General features: G+C 63.6%; 21 protein-coding genes. 14 read left to right on the forward strand and 7 right to left on the reverse strand.

The window, feature by feature from the left end; all coding sequences use genetic code 11:
- Nucleotides 1-35: 35 nt before the first annotated feature.
- The 5 genes from CN673_RS08690 to CN673_RS08710 are packed head-to-tail and all read left to right on the forward strand — an operon-like array spanning nt 36 to nt 5,457.
- Complete coding sequence (locus CN673_RS08690; RefSeq protein WP_099865859.1) at nt 36-1,625, forward strand: peptide chain release factor 3; 1,590 nt, start codon at nt 36-38, stop codon at nt 1,623-1,625.
- A 52-nt stretch (nt 1,626-1,677) separates the two neighbouring features.
- Nucleotides 1,678-3,360, forward strand: a complete 1,683-nt coding sequence (locus tag CN673_RS08695; protein ID WP_099865860.1) for an alpha/beta hydrolase — start codon at nt 1,678-1,680, stop codon at nt 3,358-3,360.
- 30 nt (nt 3,361-3,390) lie between these two features.
- Complete coding sequence (locus CN673_RS08700; RefSeq protein WP_099865861.1) at nt 3,391-4,044, forward strand: hypothetical protein; 654 nt, start codon at nt 3,391-3,393, stop codon at nt 4,042-4,044.
- Nucleotides 4,031-4,474: a phage holin family protein gene (locus tag CN673_RS08705; protein WP_099866118.1), complete on the forward strand. Its 444-nt coding sequence runs from the start codon at nt 4,031-4,033 to the stop codon at nt 4,472-4,474. The genes CN673_RS08700 and CN673_RS08705 overlap by 14 nt, the downstream gene beginning before the upstream one ends.
- Nucleotides 4,471-5,457 (forward strand): DUF3618 domain-containing protein, encoded by a 987-nt coding sequence (locus CN673_RS08710; RefSeq protein ID WP_099865862.1) that lies wholly within the window; start codon nt 4,471-4,473, stop codon nt 5,455-5,457. Before CN673_RS08705 ends, CN673_RS08710 begins: the two co-directional genes overlap by 4 nt.
- Nucleotides 5,458-5,532: 75 nt before the next feature.
- Here CN673_RS08710 and CN673_RS08715 read toward each other — a convergent pair whose 3' ends face one another.
- From CN673_RS08715 to CN673_RS08725, 3 genes are all read right to left on the reverse strand, one after another.
- Nucleotides 5,533-6,192 carry a peroxiredoxin gene (locus CN673_RS08715; protein ID WP_099865863.1) on the reverse strand — a complete coding sequence of 220 codons (660 nt, stop codon included), beginning with the start codon at nt 6,190-6,192 and terminating at the stop codon, nt 5,533-5,535.
- A gap of 147 nt (nt 6,193-6,339) precedes the next feature.
- Entirely contained in the window at nt 6,340-6,747 is a 408-nt protein-coding gene (locus CN673_RS08720) for a GFA family protein (RefSeq protein ID WP_099865864.1), read from the reverse strand.
- 12 nt (nt 6,748-6,759) lie between these two features.
- Complete coding sequence (locus CN673_RS08725) at nt 6,760-7,209, reverse strand: Lrp/AsnC family transcriptional regulator (protein ID WP_503128223.1); 450 nt, start codon at nt 7,207-7,209, stop codon at nt 6,760-6,762.
- Between the two features lie 118 nt (nt 7,210-7,327).
- Between CN673_RS08725 and CN673_RS08730 the strand changes: the two genes are divergently transcribed.
- Both CN673_RS08730 and CN673_RS08735 read left to right on the forward strand, forming a co-directional pair.
- Nucleotides 7,328-7,543, forward strand: coding sequence for a DUF6356 family protein (locus CN673_RS08730; RefSeq protein WP_099865866.1), 216 nt, complete (start codon nt 7,328-7,330; stop codon nt 7,541-7,543).
- Nucleotides 7,544-7,550: 7 nt separating this feature from the next.
- Nucleotides 7,551-8,342 carry a class II glutamine amidotransferase gene (locus CN673_RS08735; protein ID WP_099865867.1) on the forward strand — a complete coding sequence of 264 codons (792 nt, stop codon included), beginning with the start codon at nt 7,551-7,553 and terminating at the stop codon, nt 8,340-8,342.
- 4 nt (nt 8,343-8,346) lie between these two features.
- Here CN673_RS08735 and coaBC read toward each other — a convergent pair whose 3' ends face one another.
- From coaBC to ubiE, 3 genes are all read right to left on the reverse strand, one after another.
- A complete protein-coding gene (gene coaBC / locus CN673_RS08740; protein ID WP_099865868.1) occupies nt 8,347-9,567 on the reverse strand; it encodes a bifunctional phosphopantothenoylcysteine decarboxylase/phosphopantothenate--cysteine ligase CoaBC in 1,221 nt (406 codons plus the stop codon).
- Nucleotides 9,568-9,721: 154 nt separating this feature from the next.
- Nucleotides 9,722-11,296 (reverse strand): 2-polyprenylphenol 6-hydroxylase, encoded by a 1,575-nt coding sequence (gene ubiB / locus CN673_RS08745; RefSeq protein WP_099865869.1) that lies wholly within the window; start codon nt 11,294-11,296, stop codon nt 9,722-9,724.
- A 5-nt stretch (nt 11,297-11,301) separates the two neighbouring features.
- Nucleotides 11,302-12,078 (reverse strand): bifunctional demethylmenaquinone methyltransferase/2-methoxy-6-polyprenyl-1,4-benzoquinol methylase UbiE, encoded by a 777-nt coding sequence (gene ubiE, locus CN673_RS08750; RefSeq protein WP_099865870.1) that lies wholly within the window; start codon nt 12,076-12,078, stop codon nt 11,302-11,304.
- A gap of 133 nt (nt 12,079-12,211) precedes the next feature.
- Here ubiE and mutM point away from each other — a divergent pair, with 133 nt between their 5' ends.
- From mutM to CN673_RS08790, 7 genes are all read left to right on the forward strand, one after another.
- The gene (mutM, locus tag CN673_RS08755) at nt 12,212-13,111 is read left to right on the forward strand and encodes a bifunctional DNA-formamidopyrimidine glycosylase/DNA-(apurinic or apyrimidinic site) lyase (RefSeq protein WP_099865871.1); all 900 of its coding nucleotides are present in this window, start codon (nt 12,212-12,214) and stop codon (nt 13,109-13,111) included.
- Nucleotides 13,112-13,141: 30 nt separating this feature from the next.
- Entirely contained in the window at nt 13,142-13,915 is a 774-nt protein-coding gene (locus CN673_RS08760; RefSeq protein WP_099865872.1) for an enoyl-CoA hydratase, read from the forward strand.
- A 185-nt stretch (nt 13,916-14,100) separates the two neighbouring features.
- The gene (rpsT, locus tag CN673_RS08765; RefSeq protein ID WP_099865873.1) at nt 14,101-14,367 is read left to right on the forward strand and encodes a 30S ribosomal protein S20; all 267 of its coding nucleotides are present in this window, start codon (nt 14,101-14,103) and stop codon (nt 14,365-14,367) included.
- A 960-nt stretch (nt 14,368-15,327) separates the two neighbouring features.
- Complete coding sequence (gene dnaA / locus CN673_RS08770) at nt 15,328-16,770, forward strand: chromosomal replication initiator protein DnaA (RefSeq protein WP_099866119.1); 1,443 nt, start codon at nt 15,328-15,330, stop codon at nt 16,768-16,770.
- 349 nt (nt 16,771-17,119) lie between these two features.
- Nucleotides 17,120-18,238: a DNA polymerase III subunit beta gene (dnaN, locus tag CN673_RS08780; protein ID WP_099865875.1), complete on the forward strand. Its 1,119-nt coding sequence runs from the start codon at nt 17,120-17,122 to the stop codon at nt 18,236-18,238.
- A gap of 31 nt (nt 18,239-18,269) precedes the next feature.
- Nucleotides 18,270-19,409, forward strand: a complete 1,140-nt coding sequence (gene recF / locus CN673_RS08785; RefSeq protein WP_099865876.1) for a DNA replication/repair protein RecF — start codon at nt 18,270-18,272, stop codon at nt 19,407-19,409.
- Nucleotides 19,406-20,164, forward strand: coding sequence for a molybdopterin-synthase adenylyltransferase MoeB (locus CN673_RS08790; protein ID WP_099865877.1), 759 nt, complete (start codon nt 19,406-19,408; stop codon nt 20,162-20,164). The genes recF and CN673_RS08790 overlap by 4 nt, the downstream gene beginning before the upstream one ends.
- Here the strand turns inward: CN673_RS08790 and CN673_RS08795 are convergent, their stop codons facing one another.
- Nucleotides 20,165-20,602, reverse strand: coding sequence for a BLUF domain-containing protein (locus tag CN673_RS08795; protein ID WP_157928835.1), 438 nt, complete (start codon nt 20,600-20,602; stop codon nt 20,165-20,167).
- Between the last annotated feature and the right edge of the window lie 18 nt (nt 20,603-20,620).

The raw sequence follows: 20,620 nt of genomic DNA on the forward strand, positions 1-20,620 counted from the left end.
CGCTAGAAGCCCGCCAACAACAGGATATCCACAGAATGACCGAGAGCCTGGAAAAGGCGGTTGCCCGCCGCCGCACCTTCGCGATCATATCGCACCCGGACGCCGGCAAGACGACCCTGACGGAAAAGCTGCTGCTTTTCGGCGGTGCGATCCAGCTCGCCGGTGAAGTGAAGGCGAAGAAGAATCGGATGGATACCCGCTCCGACTGGATGAAGATCGAGCGCGAGCGCGGCATCTCGGTGGTCACGTCCGTGATGACCTTCGAATATGGCGAGCATGTCTTCAACCTGCTCGACACGCCGGGCCACGAAGACTTTGCCGACGACACATACCGCACTTTGACAGCCGTCGACGCCGCGATCATGGTCATCGACGCCGCCAAGGGCATCGAGCCGCGCACGCTGAAGCTTTTCGAGGTCTGCCGCCTGCGCGACATCCCCATCGTGACCTTCGTGAACAAGATGGACCGCGAAAGCCGCGATCCCTTCGAGATACTCGATGAAGTCGAACAGAAGCTGGCGCTGGACACAGCGCCGATGACCTGGCCGATCGGGCGGGCCAAGACCTTCTCGGGAACCTACCACCTTTCCGACAACACGGTGCGCGGCTCGGACGGCGAGGAAAGGACCACGCCGGCCAATGGGCCGGAATCGGATGCGGCGGCCGGGCTCTTGCCGGAGAACGAGCGCGAGACCTTCATCGAGGAATGCGGGCTTGCGATGGAGGCTTGCCGGCCCTTCGACCACAAGGCCTTTCTCGAGGGACATCTGACGCCCGTCTATTTCGGTTCGGCGCTGAAGAACTTCGGCGTGCGCGACCTCATCAATGCGCTCGGGCGCTATGCGCCGCCGCCACGCGCCCAGGTCGCCGACACGCGCGTCGTCGAGGCGACGGACGAGAAAATGTCGGCGTTCGTTTTCAAGATCCAGGCCAACATGGACCCCAACCACCGTGACCGCATCGCCTTCGTGCGGGTGTGTTCCGGCAAGCTGCAGCGCGGCATGAAGGCGCGCCTGTCCCGTACAGGCAAGCCGATGTCGCTGTCCGCGCCACAGTTCTTTTTCGCCCATCAGCGTCAGTTGGCCGACACGGCCTTTGCCGGCGACGTGGTCGGTATCCCCAACCATGGAACGCTGCGCATCGGCGATACCCTGACGGACGGCGAGCCGCTCGTCTTCAAGGGCGTGCCGAATTTCGCTCCGGAGATTTTGCGTCGCGTGCGTCTGGAAGACGCGATGAAGGCAAAGAAGATGAAAGAGGCCCTCGCCCAGATGGCGGAAGAAGGCGTCGTCCAGCTGTTCCAGCCAGAAGACGGCTCGCCGCCTCTCGTCGGTGTGGTGGGCGCGCTCCAACTCGACGTGCTCAAGGCGCGGCTCGAGGTGGAATACGGTCTGCCGGTCTCGTTCGAAACGGCACGGTTCAACGTCTGCCGTTGGATTTCAGCCACCGACAAGGCGGAACTGGATCGGTTCATCAACGCCAAGCGCGGCGACATCGCGCGAGATCTCGACGGCGATCCGGTGTTCCTCGCCTCGGACGGTTTCTCTCTCAACTATGAGACGGATCGCTGGAAAGCCATCCGGTTCGATGCGGTAAAGGAATATCAGATCGGGATCGCGGCCTGATTCATCCGCACCGGTCAAAGCGGAGTCATATTCATCGGCGAGCATCGACGGCATGATCGTCGATTTGGCAGCCAGGACCGGGCGCAGCTTCTCCGTGACCGGACTTCTGCTCGGCACGCTTTTCTTCGCTGCGTCGCTGACGCCGAGCCTCCTGCCGCGCACCGACCTTTTGCAGGGCGTCCTGTCGGGCTGTTCCTTTGCCGCCGGATACGGCGTCGGAGTCGCGGCGCGCTTCGCCTGGGATATCATTCAATTGCCGGTGCCGCCGCGGCGCTGGAAGCAGAGGCTGCGCCTCGTTGCCGCGGCCGCCTGCCTGTCGACAGCCGCTGCCTTCCTGCTGCAGGCGTCGGAATGGCAAAACGATATTCGGGCACTCATGGACCTTGAGCCGGTCGCCCAATCGCGCCCGCTTCAGATCGGCGCGCTGGCAATCGCAGTCTTCGCCGTCATTGTCCTTCTCACCCGGCTCGTCCTGCTGGTGCCGATCCGCTCGTCGCGCCTGCTCGGCCGCTATGTTCCGCCGCGCACGGCTGCCATCTTCGGGACGATCTTCGGCGCTCTGGCCTTGTGGTCCGTTCTGGACGGTGTCGTCTTCCGACTGGCGCTGCGTGCCGTCGATTCCTCGTTCCAGCAACTCGACGCGCTGGTCGAGGACACCGTTATGCAGCCGCAAGGCATTCTTCGCACCGGCAGTGATGCGTCCTTGATCAACTGGGACGAGATCGGCCGCGCCGGTCGACGGTTCGTCGCATCCGGCCCGTCGCGCTTCGCCATATCCTCATTCACCGGCGATGACGCGGAAGAACCGATCCGCGTCTTTGTCGGCCTGAATTCCGCCGAAACGGTGGAGGAGCGCGCAACGCTGGCGCTTGAGGAACTGAAGCGTACCGGGGCGTTCGATCGCTCGCTGCTCGTCATCGTGACGCCGATCGGCACCGGAGGCATCGATGCTGGCGCGATGAACACGCTTGAGTATCTTCACAGAGGCGACGTCGCGAGCGTGGCGGTCCAGTACTCCTATCTGACCAGTTGGCTGTCGCTGCTCATCGAGCCCGGCTACGGGGCCGACACGGCTCGCGCGCTCTTCACGAAGATTTACGAGCATTGGACAAACCTGCCCCCCAACGAGCGTCCCCGCCTCTATCTGCATGGCCTCAGCCTTGGCGCTCTCAACTCGGATCTCTCCGTCGATCTCTACGATATCGTTGCGGACCCGATCGACGGCGCATTGTGGAGCGGCCCGCCCTTCTCAATGGAAACCTGGCGTCTGGCAACGGCGGAACGGAACTCCTCATCCCCGGCCTGGCTGCCGACATTCCGCGACGGGTCCGTCATCCGTTTTGCCAACAGATACAACGGTCTTGCCCGGGGCGGCGCACACTGGGGGCCGTTTCGCATCGCCTTCCTCCAGTATGGCAGCGATCCGGTGACGTTTTTCGAGCCGGCCGCGTTCTACCGGCCGCCCGCCTGGATGGAAGGGGCGCGGGCCGCCGACGTTTCAGAAGATTTCCGCTGGTTTCCCGTGGTCACCTTCCTGCAACTGGCGCTCGACATGGCAAATGCCGTCAAGACCCCTGTCGGCTACGGTCATCGATATGGAGCCGCCGACTATATCGACGCCTGGATCGCCTTGACCGAGCCTGAAGGCTGGAGCGCCGAGGAGATCAGCGAACTCAAGGAACGCTTTCGTCCGCCGCCCTTCGAGCCGTCGGTCTCGTCCTTTTCTTTTCACTGAAGCCCGCAGCGCCGGCAGGAACCATCGCCGTTGCCCACCGTTGGGTTCGACACCGTCATCGACGCCATCTGGCGGATGACGGACGAACCCCGGGAGACCGACATGAGCATTGCGGACAGCACACGCGAGGGAGCAACCGACCCGCTCTCCTCCGATATCGAATCGACGCGGCACACGATCCGACAAGAGGTCGACGACGCCAAGCGGCGTGCCTCCAATCTCGGCGAGGCCGCAGGCAAAGAGGCGCACCGGCTTGGGGACAGCCTGAAGGCAAAGGCCCATCACGAAGCGGAGAAGCGCAAGAACGAGACCGCGACCCATATCGACCATTTTGCCGAAGCCGTGCGGCACGCCTCCGACGAACTGGCGGAGCGCGATCAATCCATCGTCTCCCGGCTCGTGCAGGAGGCAGCCGGGAGCATCGAAAGCGTCGCGCGATCCATCCGGACACACTCGGTGGACGACATGGCCCGCTCGGTCTCACGCTTCGGACTGGAGCGCCCGACGGCCTTCCTCGCTGGCGCGGTCATCGCAGGCATCGCCATCGGACGCTTCGCCAAGGCGTCGGCCGAACGCCAGCGCCAGCGCGACCTCGACAGCGAGTCGGATTTCGAGGGAGGCCTGCCTGTCGCCCGTCCTCTCGCCGACCGCCCGGCAATGGGAGATGACGATGCACAGCGATGATCCCGAAACGCGGCGCACGCCCATCAGTCGCTCCATCCCCGATCTTCTCAGCGATCTGATCCGCGATCTCTCGGCGCTCTTCAGGACGGAGAGCCGCCTGGTAAAGGCAGAAATTTCCGAAGCGCTCGGCAGGATGGCGACCGGGGCCGAACTCATCGGGGCCGGCAGCATCGTACTTCTGGTCTCGCTGGTGGTTCTTGCCCAGGCGCTGGTGATCGCACTCTCCAACATCATGGGTCCCGGCTGGGCAGCGCTGGCCGTCGGCGGCGCGCTGGCAGTGATCGGCGCGGTGATGGTTGCGCGCGGCAAATCCGACCTCAGCGCCAACACGCTGGTGCCGGAGCGCACGCTCGGCCAGACAAGCCGCGATGCCGAACTGGCACGCAGCCAGATGTCCTCGGACCAAACCAGGAAGGAATCTGTCAAATGAGCAAGTCTTCGGCAGAATTGGAACGCGAGGCCGAAAGCAAGCGCCAGGATGTCGAGCGCACGCTGGATAGTCTCAAGGGCAAGTTGAGCTTCGGACAGTTGGCCGAAGAGGCCGGAAATTATCTTCACGCCGATCAGGCGCGGGACGCTGCCCTCAATGTCGGACGCCAGATGCGGGACAATCCGCTGGCGCTTGGGCTTGTAGGCGCGGGACTTGCCTGGCTGATGTTCGGAGATGGCGTTCGCCACCGTGCCGACCGTCTGCGATCCGACTACGACGACTACGGCGTCGGCTATATCGAAGATCGCGAAGGTGTGCGTCCGCTGGACCGCCGCCATGCCCCGGTCCGTCGTGATGCCGCAACGCCAGGCGTCGTGCCCATCGAGCCAGCGATCAACACGCAGGGCGGCGAGGGCATTTCATCGCGCGCCAAAGACCGTGCAAGCGCCGCCAGCCATTCGGTGCGCCAGGGTGCGGCATCCCTCGCACACGGCGCGGCAGACAGCGCATCGGCGGCGCGCGAGCGCGCAAGGCACGGCTACGACCGCAGCCGTGAGGGACTTCACGACGCCGCCGACTATGTTTCCGAGCGCGGCCATCAGGCACGCACGGCCGCGGGTCGCTACGGACGGCGCGTCGAGAACGCGTTCGTCGATGCGATGCGCAATGAACCGCTGATCATCGGCGCTTTCGCGGTCGCCGTCGGTGCGGCGATCGGTGCCGCGCTGCCGCCGACGCGGCGCGAGGACGAGTGGCTGGGCGAAGAGCGCGACCGGCTGGCGGGAGAAGCCGCCGACTACGCTCGCCATGCCGGGCACGAAGCCGAGGCGGTAGCCCGTAAGGCGTACGACAGCGCCAGCGCTGCGGCCTCCGAGGAAGGCCTCACCAAGGGCCCCGACGACAAGACGGTGGCTGAGAAGGTGGAGCATGTCGCCAAGGCGGCCCGCGACACCACGGCAAGTGAAGCCGACAAGCGCTTCTGAGCCGGTGCCAGACATGAAAAAGGCTGCGGGCACCATTTGTGTCCGCAGCCTTTTGTCTTGTTCGGTAGCAGGCCGCTAGGCAGACGGCTGCTTGGTCTTGCGCAGATAGGGCAGCACGCGCTCGAACCCGCCGAAGCGCTTTTCCGCGTCCTCGTCCGACACGGCGGCGGTGATGATCACATCTTCGCCCTGCTTCCACTGCGCCGGTGTCGCAACCTGGTGCTTGGCCGTCAGTTGGATCGAATCGATCGCTCTGAGAATCTCGTCAAAATTGCGCCCCGTAGTCATAGGGTAGGTCAGGATCAGCTTGATCTTCTTGTCCGGCCCGATGACGAAGACAGACCGCACGGTCGCATTGTCAGCAGGCGTGCGCCCATCCGAGGAGTCGCCCGCGCCAGCCGGCAGCATGTCATAAAGCTTGGCAACTTTCAGTTGGTTGTCGCCGATCAGCGGGTAATCGACGCTGTGCCCCGTCGCGACCTTGATATCTTCCTTCCACTTGCCGTGGTCGGCGACCGGATCAACCGAAATTCCGATGATCTTGGCGTTGCGCTTTTCGAACTCGCCGGCGAGGCTGGCCATATAGCCCAATTCGGTCGTGCAGACCGGCGTGAAATTCTTCGGATGCGAGAAGAGCACGGCCCAGCCATCGCCAATCCATTCATGGAAATTGATCGTTCCCTGCGTGGTCTCGGCCGTGAAGTCGGGCGCGGTGTCGTTGATGCGAAGGCCCATGTTTCGTCTCCCTTCCTGTGATGATCGTGCTGACCGTTATGTAGGAACCCGGTCGGCAATTTTGAGCAGCAGAATACGCCAAAGTCCGGCCAGGCGTGAGGCAAGCGTTGCGGACGAAAGCGCAAAACGCGGAAAATTGTTGCCGAACTACGCCTCGACAGGCGCTCCGGGCAGAGTGCTGATGTCCTGTGTCCATTCCAGAGCGGATCGGCACCATATCTGTCGGGTCGGAACGAGGTCGCGACGCTGGCGGATTGCGCCCCAACGCAGGCCGAACGGCGACGCATCATCGTGTGCATCGCATGCATAGAGCGGTGTACCGCAGTCTGCGCAGAAGGCCTGCAGGCGCTTGGCGCCACTCTCGGCCATCTTGACATAGGCGCGCGGCTCGCCGCGCAACAGCGCGAAATCGCGGCGCTCGGCCCGCACTGAAACGCGAAATGCCGTTCCGGTCAGTTGCTGGCAGTCGGTGCAATGGCAGATCGCAACATTCGCAGGGTCCACCTGCGCCTCATAGGCGATGGCGCCGCAATGGCACTGCCCTTCAACCTTCATGGTCTTCTCCTGCTAGAGTGGGACCGCTGTCGTTTCCTTTATTTCCTCCATTACGAAGGAAGCCGAAACGTCCGAGAGGGGCACTTTCTCGATGAGGCGCTGATACAGCCTGTCATAGGCCTTCACATCACGCACCCTCGCCTTCAAGACATAATCGAGATCGCCCGAGGTCCGGTAAACGCCGACGACCTCCGGCAGTTGCGTCACCGCACTGCGGAAATCGGCCAGCCAGCCGGGGTCGTGATTGGCGGTGCGAATGAAGACGAAGACGCTGAGGCCGCAGCCGGCCCGCTCGGCATCCACCAGCGCGACCCGCCCCCGCATGATGCCTTTCTCCTCCAAGGCCTTCATCCGGCGCCAGCAGGCGTTGCGCGAAAGCGGAAGCCGCTCGGCCACCGCTTCGACCGAGAGCGTTCCATCCTGCTGCAGGACGGCGAGTATCTTGCGATCTATGTCATCCATTTCCGTCATTAGTTGGGATGGATATCCCAAAATTAAGGCTCACGAAAGGATATTCGGGACAAAATCGGCCCAGCGAATCGTTAGGATTGCGCATTGCCATCCAACGAGAGGACCTGCAATGAGCCGCACATTCACACGCCTTTTCACGGATCATCCTGCCTCGGTCGAGGAAAGCTACATCGAGCATATGCGTTTTGCGGGTTGGTTCGCCGGTCAGCTTCTCATTGCCGGCCTTGCGGCGCTGACGCATGCGATCCTGCCATTTCTTTTCGAGCGCACCGCGAGCCGCATCATCGATCGGCTGCATCATCGCATGCACAACAGGGCTGGATAGGAACGTCATGTGCCGCTGGGCAGCCTTTCGCGGTCAGGCGCGATTCCTTGAAGACCTTGTCGCTTCGCCCGCGCATTCGCTGATCGCCCAGTCCCATTGCGCCAGCCAGGCCAAGACCGCGACCAACGGCGATGGCTTCGGCATCGCCTGGTATGGCGAGCGACCAGAGCCGGGGCTCTACCGCGACATCCTGCCAGCGTGGTCGGACTGCAACCTCAGGAGCCTGTCGCGCCAGATCCGCTCGCCGCTGTTCCTGGCTCATGTCCGTGCCTCAACGTCGGGTGGCACGCGGCGCGACAATTGTCATCCCTTCGTATCGGGACAATGGTCGTTCATGCACAACGGCCAGATAGGCGCCTACGAATCCCTGAAGAGGACGCTCGAAGGAAAACTGACGGATCGCTTCTACCGCGAGCGCATCGGCACCACCGATTCCGAACTCGTCTTTCTGCTGGCGCGCGATGCGGGGCTGAACGAGGATCCGCTCCGCGCTTTCGAAACGGTGATTGGCCTGATCACATCAGAAGCTCGCAGTCTCGGCGTTGCCCCGCTGATCCGCTTTACCGCCGCGTTCTCGGACGGATGCACGCTCTATGCGATCCGTTACGCAACGGACGTTTTCGCGCCGACGCTCTATGTGGGCCGCTCGGTTTCCGGCTTCACGCTGGTTTCCGAACCGCTGGACGAAATCACCGAATGGGAAACCGTGCCGGCCGGCAGTTTCGTCACGGTCGACGATCGCGGGATCGACATCCGGCCGTTCTTCGGATCCGCGGGCAGCTTGGCGCTCGCCTCCTGAGGCTCTAGCCCTTTTCCGCCGACGCAAGCCGGTCGGCGAACAGGCGCGCAAGCTGCGCGGCAACCTCTTCCTTGCCCGATTCCGGCCAGTCCTCGACGCCATCCGCCGTGACGATGTGCACGGCGTTGCGCAGGCCGCCCATGACACCCTTTTCCGGCTGCACGTCGTTGGCAACGATGATATCGGCCCCCTTGCGGGCCAGTTTCGCCTCAGCGTTCGCAATGACGTTCTCGGTTTCGGCGGCGAAGCCGACAACCAGTGCCGGCCGCTGGCGATGATGACCGACCGCCTTTAGGATGTCCGGATTTTCGACGAGCGTCAGCGCCGGCGGCCCCTCGCTCGCCTGTTTCTTGATCTTTTGCCGGCTGTCTGCCTCCGTGCGCCAGTCTGCAACGGCGGCGACCATCACCGCGATGTCGGCCGGCAAGGCGGCCTCGACCGCCTCCATCATGGCTCGCGCCGTCTCCACATGCACCGTCGCAACGCCATCGGGATCCGGGATCGTCACCGGCCCGGAAATGAGGGTGACATCGGCGCCCAGCTGCGCAAGCGCGGCGGCGATGGCGTGACCCTGCCGGCCGCTGGAACGATTGGCGATGTAGCGCACAGGGTCGATCGGCTCATGGGTCGGCCCCGATGTGACGACCGCCCGCTTGCCGGAAAGGGGCTTTTCGCCGCCATCGAGAATCGAGCTCAGCGCTTCGGCAATGGCAAGCGGCTCGCTCATCCGACCAACGCCCGCCTCGTTGCGCTCCGCCATCTCGCCGGCCTCCGGCCCAATGAAGCGCACGCCGTCGCGTTTCAAGGTTTCGACATTGCGGCGCGTTGCCGGATGCGCCCACATGGCAGGGTTCATCGCGGGTGCGACCAGAACGGGCCGATCGCTCGCCAGAAGAACGGCGCCGGCAAGGTCGCCGGCAAGGCCGTTCGCCATCTTGGCCATAAGGTCCGCCGTCGCAGGCGCCACGACGATCGCATCACAGTCGCGCGCCAGGCGAATATGACCGACATCGTGCTCGTCCTCGCGGGAGAAAAGATCGGTAAAGACCTTGTCGGCGGCAAGAGCGCCTGCAGCCAGCGGCGTTATGAATTCCTGCGCGCCGGCCGTCATGATCACACGCACGGCCGCACCGCGCTCACGCAGCCGACGAATGAGGTCGAGGCACTTGTAAGCCGCGATGCCGCCGCCGATGATCAGCAGGATACGTTTTGCGTTCAGGCTCATGGCACCATCCGTTCAGCCCGCCGGCATGACGCGCTCGACCTTGGTATGGACAAAATCGTCGCGCTTGAAAAGAAGTCGCCATTCGCGGGACAGCGATAGCGAAACGGCCGCGGGTCTGAACGCCCACCCATCGGCCGCGGCGTTGCCATCGAAATCAGGCCAGCTGCCAGCCGATGAAGACCAGTGCCAGCGCGGCGATCCAGAGCGCGATGCGCCCGCTGCGGCCGTGACGCGCCTCCGAGCGGCCGATCGCCTCCGCGGTTTCCGCGTCGAAGCGAACGCCGTTCTCGGCCATCTCATCCAGTTCGCGCGAAAGCCGCTCGGCGCGGGCAGCCAGCTCCGGCGCCTGCTCGGCCAGGCGAAACGCGGCACCCAGCCCTTCGCGGGCGTCGCTCAGCAGGCGCGCGGGGCCGAGATTCTGCCGGATCCACTCGCCGACCACCGGCTCTGCGGCCTTCCACATGTTGAAGCGCGGGTTGAGACTGCGCGAGACACCCTCGACAACGACCATGGTCTTTTGCAGCATCACGAGCTCGGGCCGCGTCTGCATCTCGAACAGTTCGGTGATCTCGAAAAGCAGCGTCAGCAGGCGCGCCATCGAGATCGTCTCGGCGGACTGACCGTGAATGGGCTCGCCGATCGCGCGGATCGCCTGGGCGAAGCTGCGCACGTCGTGGTGGCGCGGCACATATCCGGCTTCGAAGTGCACTTCGGCAACGCGCAGATAGTCGCGGGTGATGAAGCCGAACAGGATCTCCGCAAGAAAGCGCCGCTCCTTCTTGCCCAGCCGGCCGACGATGCCGAGGTCGACAGCGACGATCGTGCCGTCGGGTTCGACGAAAAGATTGCCCTGATGCATGTCGGCGTGAAAAAAACCGTCGCGAAGCGTATGGCGCAGGAACGACTGGATAAGCACATCGGCCAGGTGATTGAGGTCGTGCCCGGCCCGGCGCAGTTCGTCGACATGCGACATCTTGATGCCGTCGATCCACTCCATCGTCAGGACATCGCGGCCGGTGCGCTCCCAGTCGACTTCCGGCACGCGAAAGCCCGGGTCATCGCGGGTGTTCTCGCCGAGTTCCGAGAGTGCAGCGGCTTCGAGGCGAAGGTCCATCTCGATCCGTGTCGTCTGCTCCAGGATGCGCGCGACTTCCACCGGCTTGAGGCGGCGCGCCTGCGGCACGTGACGCTCGACCAGATGGGAGACGAGATAGAAGGTCTGCAAGTCCTGGGCGAACCTTCGGCGAATGCCGGGTCGAACGACCTTGACCGCGACCTTGTGATCGCCGGCGTCGGTCCTGACCGCCGCAGGATGCACCTGTGCGATCGAAGCGGCAGCGATGGGAGCGTCGAAGCGACTGAAGACTTCCGGTATGGGCCGGCCGATGGACATGGCCGCGCTCGCCTCGGCCTTGTCCTGCGCGAAGGTCTCCATCTGGTCCTGCAGCAGGGACAGATCGCTCGCCATTTCGGCACCGACAACGTCGGGACGGGTGGCCAGGAACTGTCCGAGCTTCACATAGGACGGACCAAGGCGCGCCACCGCACGCGCCAGCCGATCGCTACGGCTCGCATGCTTGGCCTTGGAGCGGGCGAAATGCCGCGAAAGCGACTGAACCATGCGCGCCGATGGCGGCAATTCTTCGGCGGGCAGCGCCGAGATCACCCCTTCGCGCAGGAAGACCCAGCCAACACGCACCAATTGCAGATAGGAATAAAGCCGCCCCATGAAGTCTAGAGCTTCCAGGCCGAATGCAGCGCAGCGATCCCGCCCGAATAATCGGTCCATTTGACGCGATCGAAGCCGGCGCGCGCGATCATGTCGGCGAAATCGCGCTGATTGGGGAACTTGCGGATCGATTCGACCAGATAGCGATAGGGTTCGTCGTCGCCGGCGATCGCCTTGCCGAGCGCCGGGATCGCGTTGAACGACCAGGCCTCGTACACCTTGTCCAGAATCGGCATCTGCACCTCGGAAAATTCCAGGACGAGCAGGCGCCCGCCTCGTTTGAGGACGCGGCGTGCCTCGCCGAGTGCCTTGGCGATATCCGGGACGTTGCGAATGCCGAAGGCGATCGTATAGGCGTCGAAGCTGGCGTCGTCGAACGGAAGCTCCTCCGCATTCGCCTCGATGAAATCGACATTGCCGGAGAGCTTGCGCTGCTGCGCCCGCTCGCGGCCGACGGCCAGCATCGAGCCGTTGATGTCGAGCACCGTCGCATGCGCCTCGCGCCGCGACGCCTCGACGATGCGAAAGGCGATATCGCCGGTGCCGCCCGCCACATCAAGGACTCGGTAGTCGTGGCGCGCTGGAGGATTGAGCGCGGCGACCATAGCCTCCTTCCACAAACGGTGCAGCCCGCCCGACATGACGTCGTTCATCACATCGTAGCGCTTTGCGACACGGTGGAACACGTCGTTCACCAGTCCCTGCTTCTCGCCGCTCGCAACGGACTGAAATCCATAGGACGTATCCATTCCGCCAGCTGCGCTGGTGCGCTCGTCAGACATTCAAGGCCTCATGCAGTGTCATCGCGTCCGGCTTTCTTGTGGACTTGCGAGGTCTTATATGGGCAATCCACGTCAAAACGAAAGCGCGGTCGGCCGCAAAGAACAAAGTGACGCGAGATTGGGTTAAGGCGCGATGCCCGAACTGCCTGAAGTTGAGACCGTGCGGCGGGGCCTTGCGCCGGCCATGGAGGGTGCCCGGATCGTCGCCGTCGACCAGCGCCGTCCCGATCTGCGTTTTCCCTTCCCGGCGGATTTCGCCGACCGGCTTGCCGGCCGCACGATCGTGGCGCTCGGGCGCCGCGCGAAATACCTTTTGATCGAACTCGACGACGGCGGCGTCCTCGTCTGCCATCTCGGCATGTCGGGCTCGTTCCGGGTCGAAACCGAAACCCTCGCCTCCGCCCCCGCAACGTTTCACCACAAGCGGTCCAAGCTCGCCCGCCACGACCATGTCGTCTTCCACCTTTACGCCGGGGATACGAGCGGTGGCTGCAAGGTCATCTACAACGATCCGCGGCGTTTCGGCTTCATGGATATTGTCGCCACCAAGGGCGACCTTGACGCCCACCCCTATTTTGCCGGCATGGGACGCGAGCCGACCGGCAACGACCTTGACGCCGCCTATCTCGCCCGAAAATTTGCCGGAAAGAGCGCGCCGCTCAAGGCAGCCCTTCTCGACCAGCGCGTTATCGCCGGGCTCGGCAACATCTATGTCTGTGAAGCGCTCTGGCGGGCCCGCCTGTCGCCGAGGCGCCTTGCAGGATCGCTCGTGCGTGTGAACGGGCAACCCGGCGAACGTCTCGTCACCTTGAGCACCGCAATCCGCGCCGTCATCGCCGACGCGATCGCCGCAGGCGGCTCGTCGCTCCGCGACTACGTGCGCGCCGATGGGTCGCTCGGCTACTTCCAGCACAGCTTTTCCGTCTATGATCGCGAAGGCGCGCCTTGCCCGAGACAGGACTGTGGCGATACGGTCCGGCGGATCGTCCAGAGCGGACGCTCGACTTTCTATTGTCCGCGCTGCCAGCGATAGACACTGGCCGGAACGCTACCCGGAGGAACCATGAGCCACAGCACCATCAAGACCGATATCAGGGGACGCGTTGCGCTGATCACCCTCAACCGGCCCGAAGCGCTCAACGCGCTGAATTCGACGCTTATGCGCGAGCTGCTGGAAGCACTGAGGGCGTTCGACGAGAACCCGGATATCGGCGCGATCGTCATGACGGGCTCGGAAAAAGCCTTTGCCGCCGGCGCCGACATCAAGGAGATGCAGAATCTCACCTTCATCGACAACTATGTCGGCAATTTCATCGGCGGCTGGGACGACGTGGCCCGCACCCGAAAGCCGAAGATCGCCGCCGTCGCCGGCTACGCACTGGGTGGGGGCTGCGAGCTTGCGATGATGTGCGACTTCATCATCGCGGGCGACAATGCGAAATTCGGCCAGCCCGAGATCACGCTGGGCGTGCTGCCGGGCATGGGCGGCACGCAGCGTCTGGCGCGTGCTGTCGGCAAGGCCAAGGCCATGGACCTTTGTCTGACGGGGCGCATGATGGATGCGGCGGAAGCCGAGCGTTCCGGCCTCGTGGCGCGGATCGTTCCGGCTGCCGAGCTGTTGGATGTCGCGGTCAAGGCCGCAGAGAAAATCGCCGGCTTTTCGCTGCCCGCCACGATGATGGCGAAGGAAACCGTCGACCGCGCCTTCGAAACCACGCTGGAAGAAGGTCTTCGCTTTGAGCGCCGTGTCTTCCACTCGCTCTTTGCGACGGACGATCAGAAGGAAGGCATGAGCGCCTTTGTCGAGAAGCGGAAGCCTGATTTCCGCCACCGATGACAAGACGAAGCTGATCTGCGCGATTGCGCGTTGACGCGCCGCGCCAATCCAGCTATACGGCGCCTCACGGATTTGGCGGGCCATGTGCCCGCCTTCGCGTATTGCTCCCAGAGACGATGACGACGATGCCTTCGAGGCTCTCCGCTGTCATGGGCGCACTGGACAGGTTTTGAAGAGAGGCATTGATGGCCAATACAGCTTCGGCGAAGAAGGCGACCCGCAAGATCGCTAGCCGCACCTTGATCAACAAGTCGCGCCGTTCGCGGGTGCGCAACTTCGTACGCAAGGTCGAAGAGGCGATTGCCTCGGGCGACCAGAATGCTGCAAAGGATGCGCTCCAGGCTGCCCAGCCTGAGCTGATGCGCGCCGCCACCAAGGGCGTCCTGCATCGCAACACCGCATCGCGCAAGGTTTCGCGGCTTGCCGCACGGGTCAAGTCGCTCGGCGCCTGATCCCGGCTGAACGCCACACCTAATTTGCCGCACATCGACAAGCCCGGTCAGCGACCGGGCCGTTCCGATTCGTGCCTTATACACCAAGGCCGACGGCGCCTCGCTGCCGTTAGGTAACTTTTTCACCTGCAGGATATTGTTAATAAAATCAAAGGCTTGCAGGAGCTTTTTGTTTGTACGCTTCTTGTTCTCAGGGCGCCGCCGATGGCTTTGGCGTCAAGCGAAAAATAAATTATCTTTGTGCGGGATGGGCCGGACCGGGGCTTTGAATTTGAAAAAGCCTTGTCTTCAAAGCCTTACCGAAAACGCACTGCATGCGGCCGTTGCCCGGCAATCGTGTCAAGCCTCCCACAGGTTAAAATGGCGTAAATTCTCGGGTTGATCTCTCCCGGTCAGCCTGCCTTAATACAGCTCACAGGGGGCGGCCGAGAGACACTCCTCCACGATCGATAGCGGCAGGAAATGCACGACGATCTGGAAGCCTGCATGTCTCGCCACGGTCAGTTTTTTGTCGCGCGGCGTTTTACGCGCGCTTTATCATTGCAGCATGTTTCGTTCCCGACCGGACCCGTCCGGCCGACGGTCGAATTGTGCCGCATTGCCGGGGCAACATTAAGGAGGTTCGACGGTGGCGAAGACGTAACGAGGACGTTTTTTCTTCCAAATCCGCTTTCGGCATCCGCCTCGGGCAAGGCGATGGCGAGAACGGTGACCGGGGCTTGGCGACAGTTCCCCGGAGAGGCCAGAGACCGACAAAGAGCGGCCGGCCAATAAGGCCTGATCCTGTGCGAGGTAGAGCGGGGATCGGGGGGATTAGGCGAAGAACAGGCAAAAAGGCGGCAAAACATGCAATCGACCCAGACGTCCGTCGCGAAAGGCGGCGATTGGAATGCGCGTAAGGACGTTGTTGAACCGGTTTCGGCCGACATTTGCCCTCCCAAGGAGAGAGGGGGCGACGAGATGGTGCATGATGCACTGTTCGACCGGGTTCGGACTCGGCTGAAGGCCCAGTTGGGGCAGGAAATCTTCGCAAGCTGGTTCGGCCGCCTCAAGGTGGATTCCACGTCGAAGAGCGTCGTCCGGCTTTCGGTTCCGACCACCTTCCTGAAATCCTGGATTCAGAACCGCTATCTCGACCTGATCACGCAGCTCTACAAGGAAGAGAACGCCGACATCCTGCGTGTTGAGATCGTCGTGCGCTCCGCGACGCGGCAGGCGCGACCGGTGGTGGCGGCAACGGGCGAGCGGCCCGCGGCACCGACAGGACAGCACACGACAAACGTCAATCCAGTCCATATCCGCATTCCGTCCTCGGCTCCGGCCCATGCGGCCGCGAAGCGCGGCCCCGGATCCAACCCGGTCATCGGTTCGCCGCTGGATGCGCGCTATACCTTCGAGACCTTCGTGGAGGGCTCCTCCAATCGCGTGGCGCTCGCTGCCGCCAAGACAATCGCGGAAGCCGGCTCGGGTGCCGTCAGATTCAACCCGCTGTTCGTCCACTCCAGCGTTGGGCTCGGAAAGACGCACCTTCTCCAGGCCATCGCCTCGGCCGCATTGGCAAGCCCGCGCAATCCGCGCGTGGTCTATCTGACCGCAGAATATTTCATGTGGCGCTTTGCCAGCGCGATCCGTGACAATGACGCGCTGTCGTTCAAGGAATCCCTGCGCAATATTGACCTCTTGGTCATCGACGACATGCAGTTCCTTCAGGGCAAGGCGATCCAGAACGAGTTCTGCCATCTGCTCAACATGCTGCTCGATAGCGCAAAGCAGGTCGTCGTTGCCGCTGATCGTGCACCTTGGGAGCTGGAATCGCTCGATGCGCGTGTGCGTTCGCGCCTGCAGGGCGGCGTTGCGATCGAGATGGACGGACCGGATTACGAGATGCGCCTTGAAATCCTCAAGCGCCGGCTGTCGACCGCGCAGACCGAGGACCCGAGCATCGATATTCCCGCTCCGGTTCTCGACCACGTCGCCAAGAGCATCACGGCCAGCGGCCGCGAACTGGAAGGCGCCTTCAACCAGTTGCTGTTCCGCCGCTCGTTCGAGCCGAACCTGACGATCGACCGCGTCGACGAGTTTCTCGGCCACCTCGTCAATGCCGGCGAACCCAAACGTGTGCGGATCGAGGACATCCAGCGCGTCGTCGCTCGGCATTACAACGTTTCGCGCCAGGAGCTGGTGTCGAACCGGCGCACACGCGTCATCGTCAAGCCACGGCAGATCGCCATGTATCTCGCCAAGACCTTGACGCCGCGCTCTTTCCCGGAGATCGGCCGCCGCTTCGGCGGTCGCGATCATACGACGGTGCTGCACGCAGTGCGCAAGATCGAAGACCTGATCGGCAAGGACACCAAGCTGTCGCATGAGGTCGAACTCCTCAAGCGCCTGATCAACGAGTAGCGCCGAGCGCCTGCGCCAGGTTTGATATCAGGCGCGCTGCAAGACAACCGGCGATGCCGTCACGGCATCGCCCGGCATCCCGGAGAGGGCGGCGGGATGGTTGGTGGGTCGGGCCTGCATTCGTGGGTCCGACCCGCCAGCCGGTCTGAAGACCGCCCGATCCTCAAAAACCGGTGCAAGTTGATCGGCCGTATTGCTGCCGGCCTTGCGTTGCACCGTGTGAATTGCCATTTTGCTCGTCCACATTTGGGCGAGCCTTCCGGACAAGCGATCGATGGCAAACCGGCCATGGCCGGATCGACGATTCACTGATATCCGGACGGGGCGACACAAGAAACGGACAAGTCTCATGCGCGTCACACTCGAGCGGTCGAACCTCTTGAAATCGCTGAACCACGTTCACCGCGTGGTGGAACGGCGCAACACGATCCCGATCCTGTCCAATGTCCTGATGAAGGCCGAGGGCGCGAGCCTGTCGCTGCGCGCGACGGACCTCGACCTTGAGATCACCGAGGCCACCGCCGCTGTTGTCGAGCAGGCCGGGTCCACCACGGTTCCCGCGCACCTGCTCTACGAGATCGTGCGCAAGCTGCCGGACGGGGCCGAGGTGTCGCTTACGATGAGCGGTGATGCCGGATCCATGACCGTCACGTCGGGCCGCTCGCGCTTCACGTTGCAGTGCCTTCCGGAGGCCGACTTCCCCGACCTGACAGCGGGTGCCTTTTCCCACACCTTCCGGCTGCCTTCGAGCGCGCTTAAGATGCTGATCGCGCGCACGCAGTTCGCGATCTCAACGGAGGAGACGCGCTACTATCTGAACGGAATCTATGTCCATACGATGGAAGAAAACGGCAAGCTGAAGCTTCGGGCCGTAGCCACCGACGGACACAGGCTGGCGCGCGCCGATGTGGAGGCGCCTTCCGGCTCCGAAGGCATGCCCGGCATCATCATTCCACGCAAGACCGTCGGCGAACTGCAGAAGCTCGTCGACGATCCGGATGCGGTGGTCACGATCGAATTGTCGGACGCCAAGATCCGCTTCACCATCGGTTCGGTCGTGCTGACCTCCAAGCTGATCGACGGAACCTTCCCCGACTACCAGCGCGTGATCCCGACGGGCAACGACAAGGAACTGACGATCGACTGCCAGTCCTTCGCTCAGGCGGTGGACCGCGTCTCGACCATCTCGTCGGAGCGCGGGCGCGCGGTGAAGCTCGCGATCTCGGACGGTCAGCTCGTTCTGACGGTCAACAATCCCGACTCCGGCAGCGCCACCGAAGAACTCGCGGTCGGCTACGAGCACGATCCCATCGAGATCGGCTTCAATGCAAAATATCTCCTCGACATCACCAATCAGCTCTCGGGGTCTGAAGCCGTCTTCATGCTCGCCGATCCCGGCTCGCCGACGCTGGTGCGCGAGACCAAGGACGACGACGCGCTCTATGTGCTGATGCCCATGCGGGTTTGAGCCGCGCCGTCTGCCAGAAGCAGAGCCGCCAATGCCGGAATGCGTTGCAATCAAGCGGCTGTCGCTTACCGATTTCCGCAACTACGACACGCTGAGCGTTGCGTTCGACGGGCGGCATGTGGTTCTTGCCGGTGAAAACGGCGCGGGCAAGACCAATCTGCTCGAAGCGATCTCATTCCTCTCGCCCGGCCGCGGCCTCAGGCGCGCATCCTATGGTGAGGCGGTGCGCAAAGGCGCGCCTGACGGGTTCACGATCTTCGCCGAGATCGAGGGATTGGCCGGACCGGCGCGCATCGGAACCACGGCGGGCGGAGCGGCGGAGGGCGGCCAGCGCCGTGTGCGGATCAATGGCGGACCCGTGAAGGCAAATGAAGAGCTGCTGGACTATCTGCGCGTCCTGTGGCTGACGCCGGCCATGGACGGCCTCTTCACCGGGCCGGCCGGCGACAGGCGGCGTTTCCTCGATCGCATGGTGCTCGCCGTTGATCCTGAGCACGCGCGCCGCACGATCGATTACGAACGGGCCATGAAGGGCCGAAACCGGCTTTTGTCGGAGGGCCGGCTCGATCCCGTCTGGCTCGATGGCCTGGAAACGCAGATGGCCGAGCTCGGCATCGCGATCCTTGCGGCGCGGCGTGATTTCGTCGGCATGCTGAGAAGCCTCGCCGCCCGAACGAGCGACGAGGAGGGGCCATTCCCCCGCGCCGCGGTCGCCCTGGCCGGATTCTTCGATGAGGAAGAACTGGCGCCGGCGGTCGACCTGGAGAACCGCTTCATGGACCTTCTCGGCGCAGAGCGGCGGCGCGACCAGGCGGCCGGCCGCACGCTGACCGGGCCGCATCGCCAGGACCTGATCGTGCTTCACGAAGCCAAGGCGATGCCGGCAGCGTCGTCCTCGACGGGCGAACAGAAGGCGCTGCTCACCGGTCTCATCCTCGCTCATGCGCGCCTTGTCCGGGAGATGACGGGCGCTGCGCCGATCCTGCTTCTGGACGAAATCGCCGCCCATCTCGACGCCGGACGCCGCGCGGCGCTTTTCGACCTCATCGACACGCTTGGCGGTCAGGCTTTCATGACGGGAACCGATGCGGCGATGTTTTCTGCCCTTGAGGGCCGCGCACAATTCTTTAGCGTCACCGGTGGCAGCATAGCGGAGGCCGGCACGCCATGACCGATACCCCTACCCTTTCGCGTGAGGAAATCGAGCGCTACGCCCGCCACATCGTGTTGCCCGAAGTCGGTGGCCCCGGCCAGCAGAAGCTGAAGGCGGCCCGTGCGCTCGTCGTCGGAGCGGGCGGGCTCGGAGCGCCGGTTATCGCCTACCTCGCCGCGGCGGGCGTCGGCACGATCGGCATCGTCGATGATGATCATGTCTCGCTGTCCAACCTGCAGCGGCAGGTGATCCACGACACCAATCGCATCGGCATGGCAAAGACCGACAGCGCGGCGGCGGCGGCGCGTGCAATCAACCCGCACGCAACGGTGGTTGCGCATCAAACGCGCCTAGATGCTGCCAATGCGCCAGCGCTTTTCTCGGCCTATACGCTCGTGCTGGACGGTTCGGACAATTTCGCAACCCGCTACCTTTGCGCCGACATCGCTGCCAGCGTTCAACGGCCGCTCGTCACTGGCGCCGTCGGGCGTTTCGACGGGTCGCTGACCGTGCTCAAACCCTACGAGGTGGGCGATGACGGCAAGCCCAACCCCTCCTATCGCGACCTCTTTCCCGAGCCGCCGCCGGCAGGGCTCGTGCCCTCCTGCGCCGAGGCAGGCGTGATCGGCGCGCTGACCGGCGTCATCGGCACCCTGATGGCGATGGAGGCGATCAAGCTCGTCACGGGGATCGGCGAGCCGCTTGTCGGCAGGCTGTTGCTTTATGATGGGCTAGCGGCACGTTTCGACGAGATGCGCTACCGGGCGGGCTGATCAGCTGGCCTTTGCCAGAAAGTCCCGACCGGCAAAGGCAAGCACCATCTCGAGCATCATGCCGCCGTCAGCGTCGCCGATGCGGTTCTGCAGTGCCTGACGCGACAGTTCGAACACCGCCTGATCGTCCTTCAGCTTCGGGTCGAGGCGCTTGAAGCCCATTTGCCAATCGGAAAACGCGCGCGCTTCTGCCTGCAGCTCGGCCAGCACCATGAAGTTGCGATGGCGCTGATCCTTCCGGATCGTCTGGGCAAGCGACTGAACCACGTGACGCTCTCCTTCCAGGATCTGGATGAAGGTGCCATCGGCGTAAAGCAGCAGGCCGGTGACGTCCAGACGCGCATTGTTCGCCCGCGAGGCGGCCAGGATGGCGTCGATATCGGCCGGAAGCATCGGGCGGGTCGCGCCGGAGACATAGAGAAGTTGATAAGTGGACATGGTGCCTCCCTGACGTTG

This window comes from Neopararhizobium haloflavum (assembly GCF_002750855.1).
Classification (GTDB): Bacteria; Pseudomonadota; Alphaproteobacteria; order Rhizobiales; family Rhizobiaceae; genus Georhizobium; species Georhizobium haloflavum.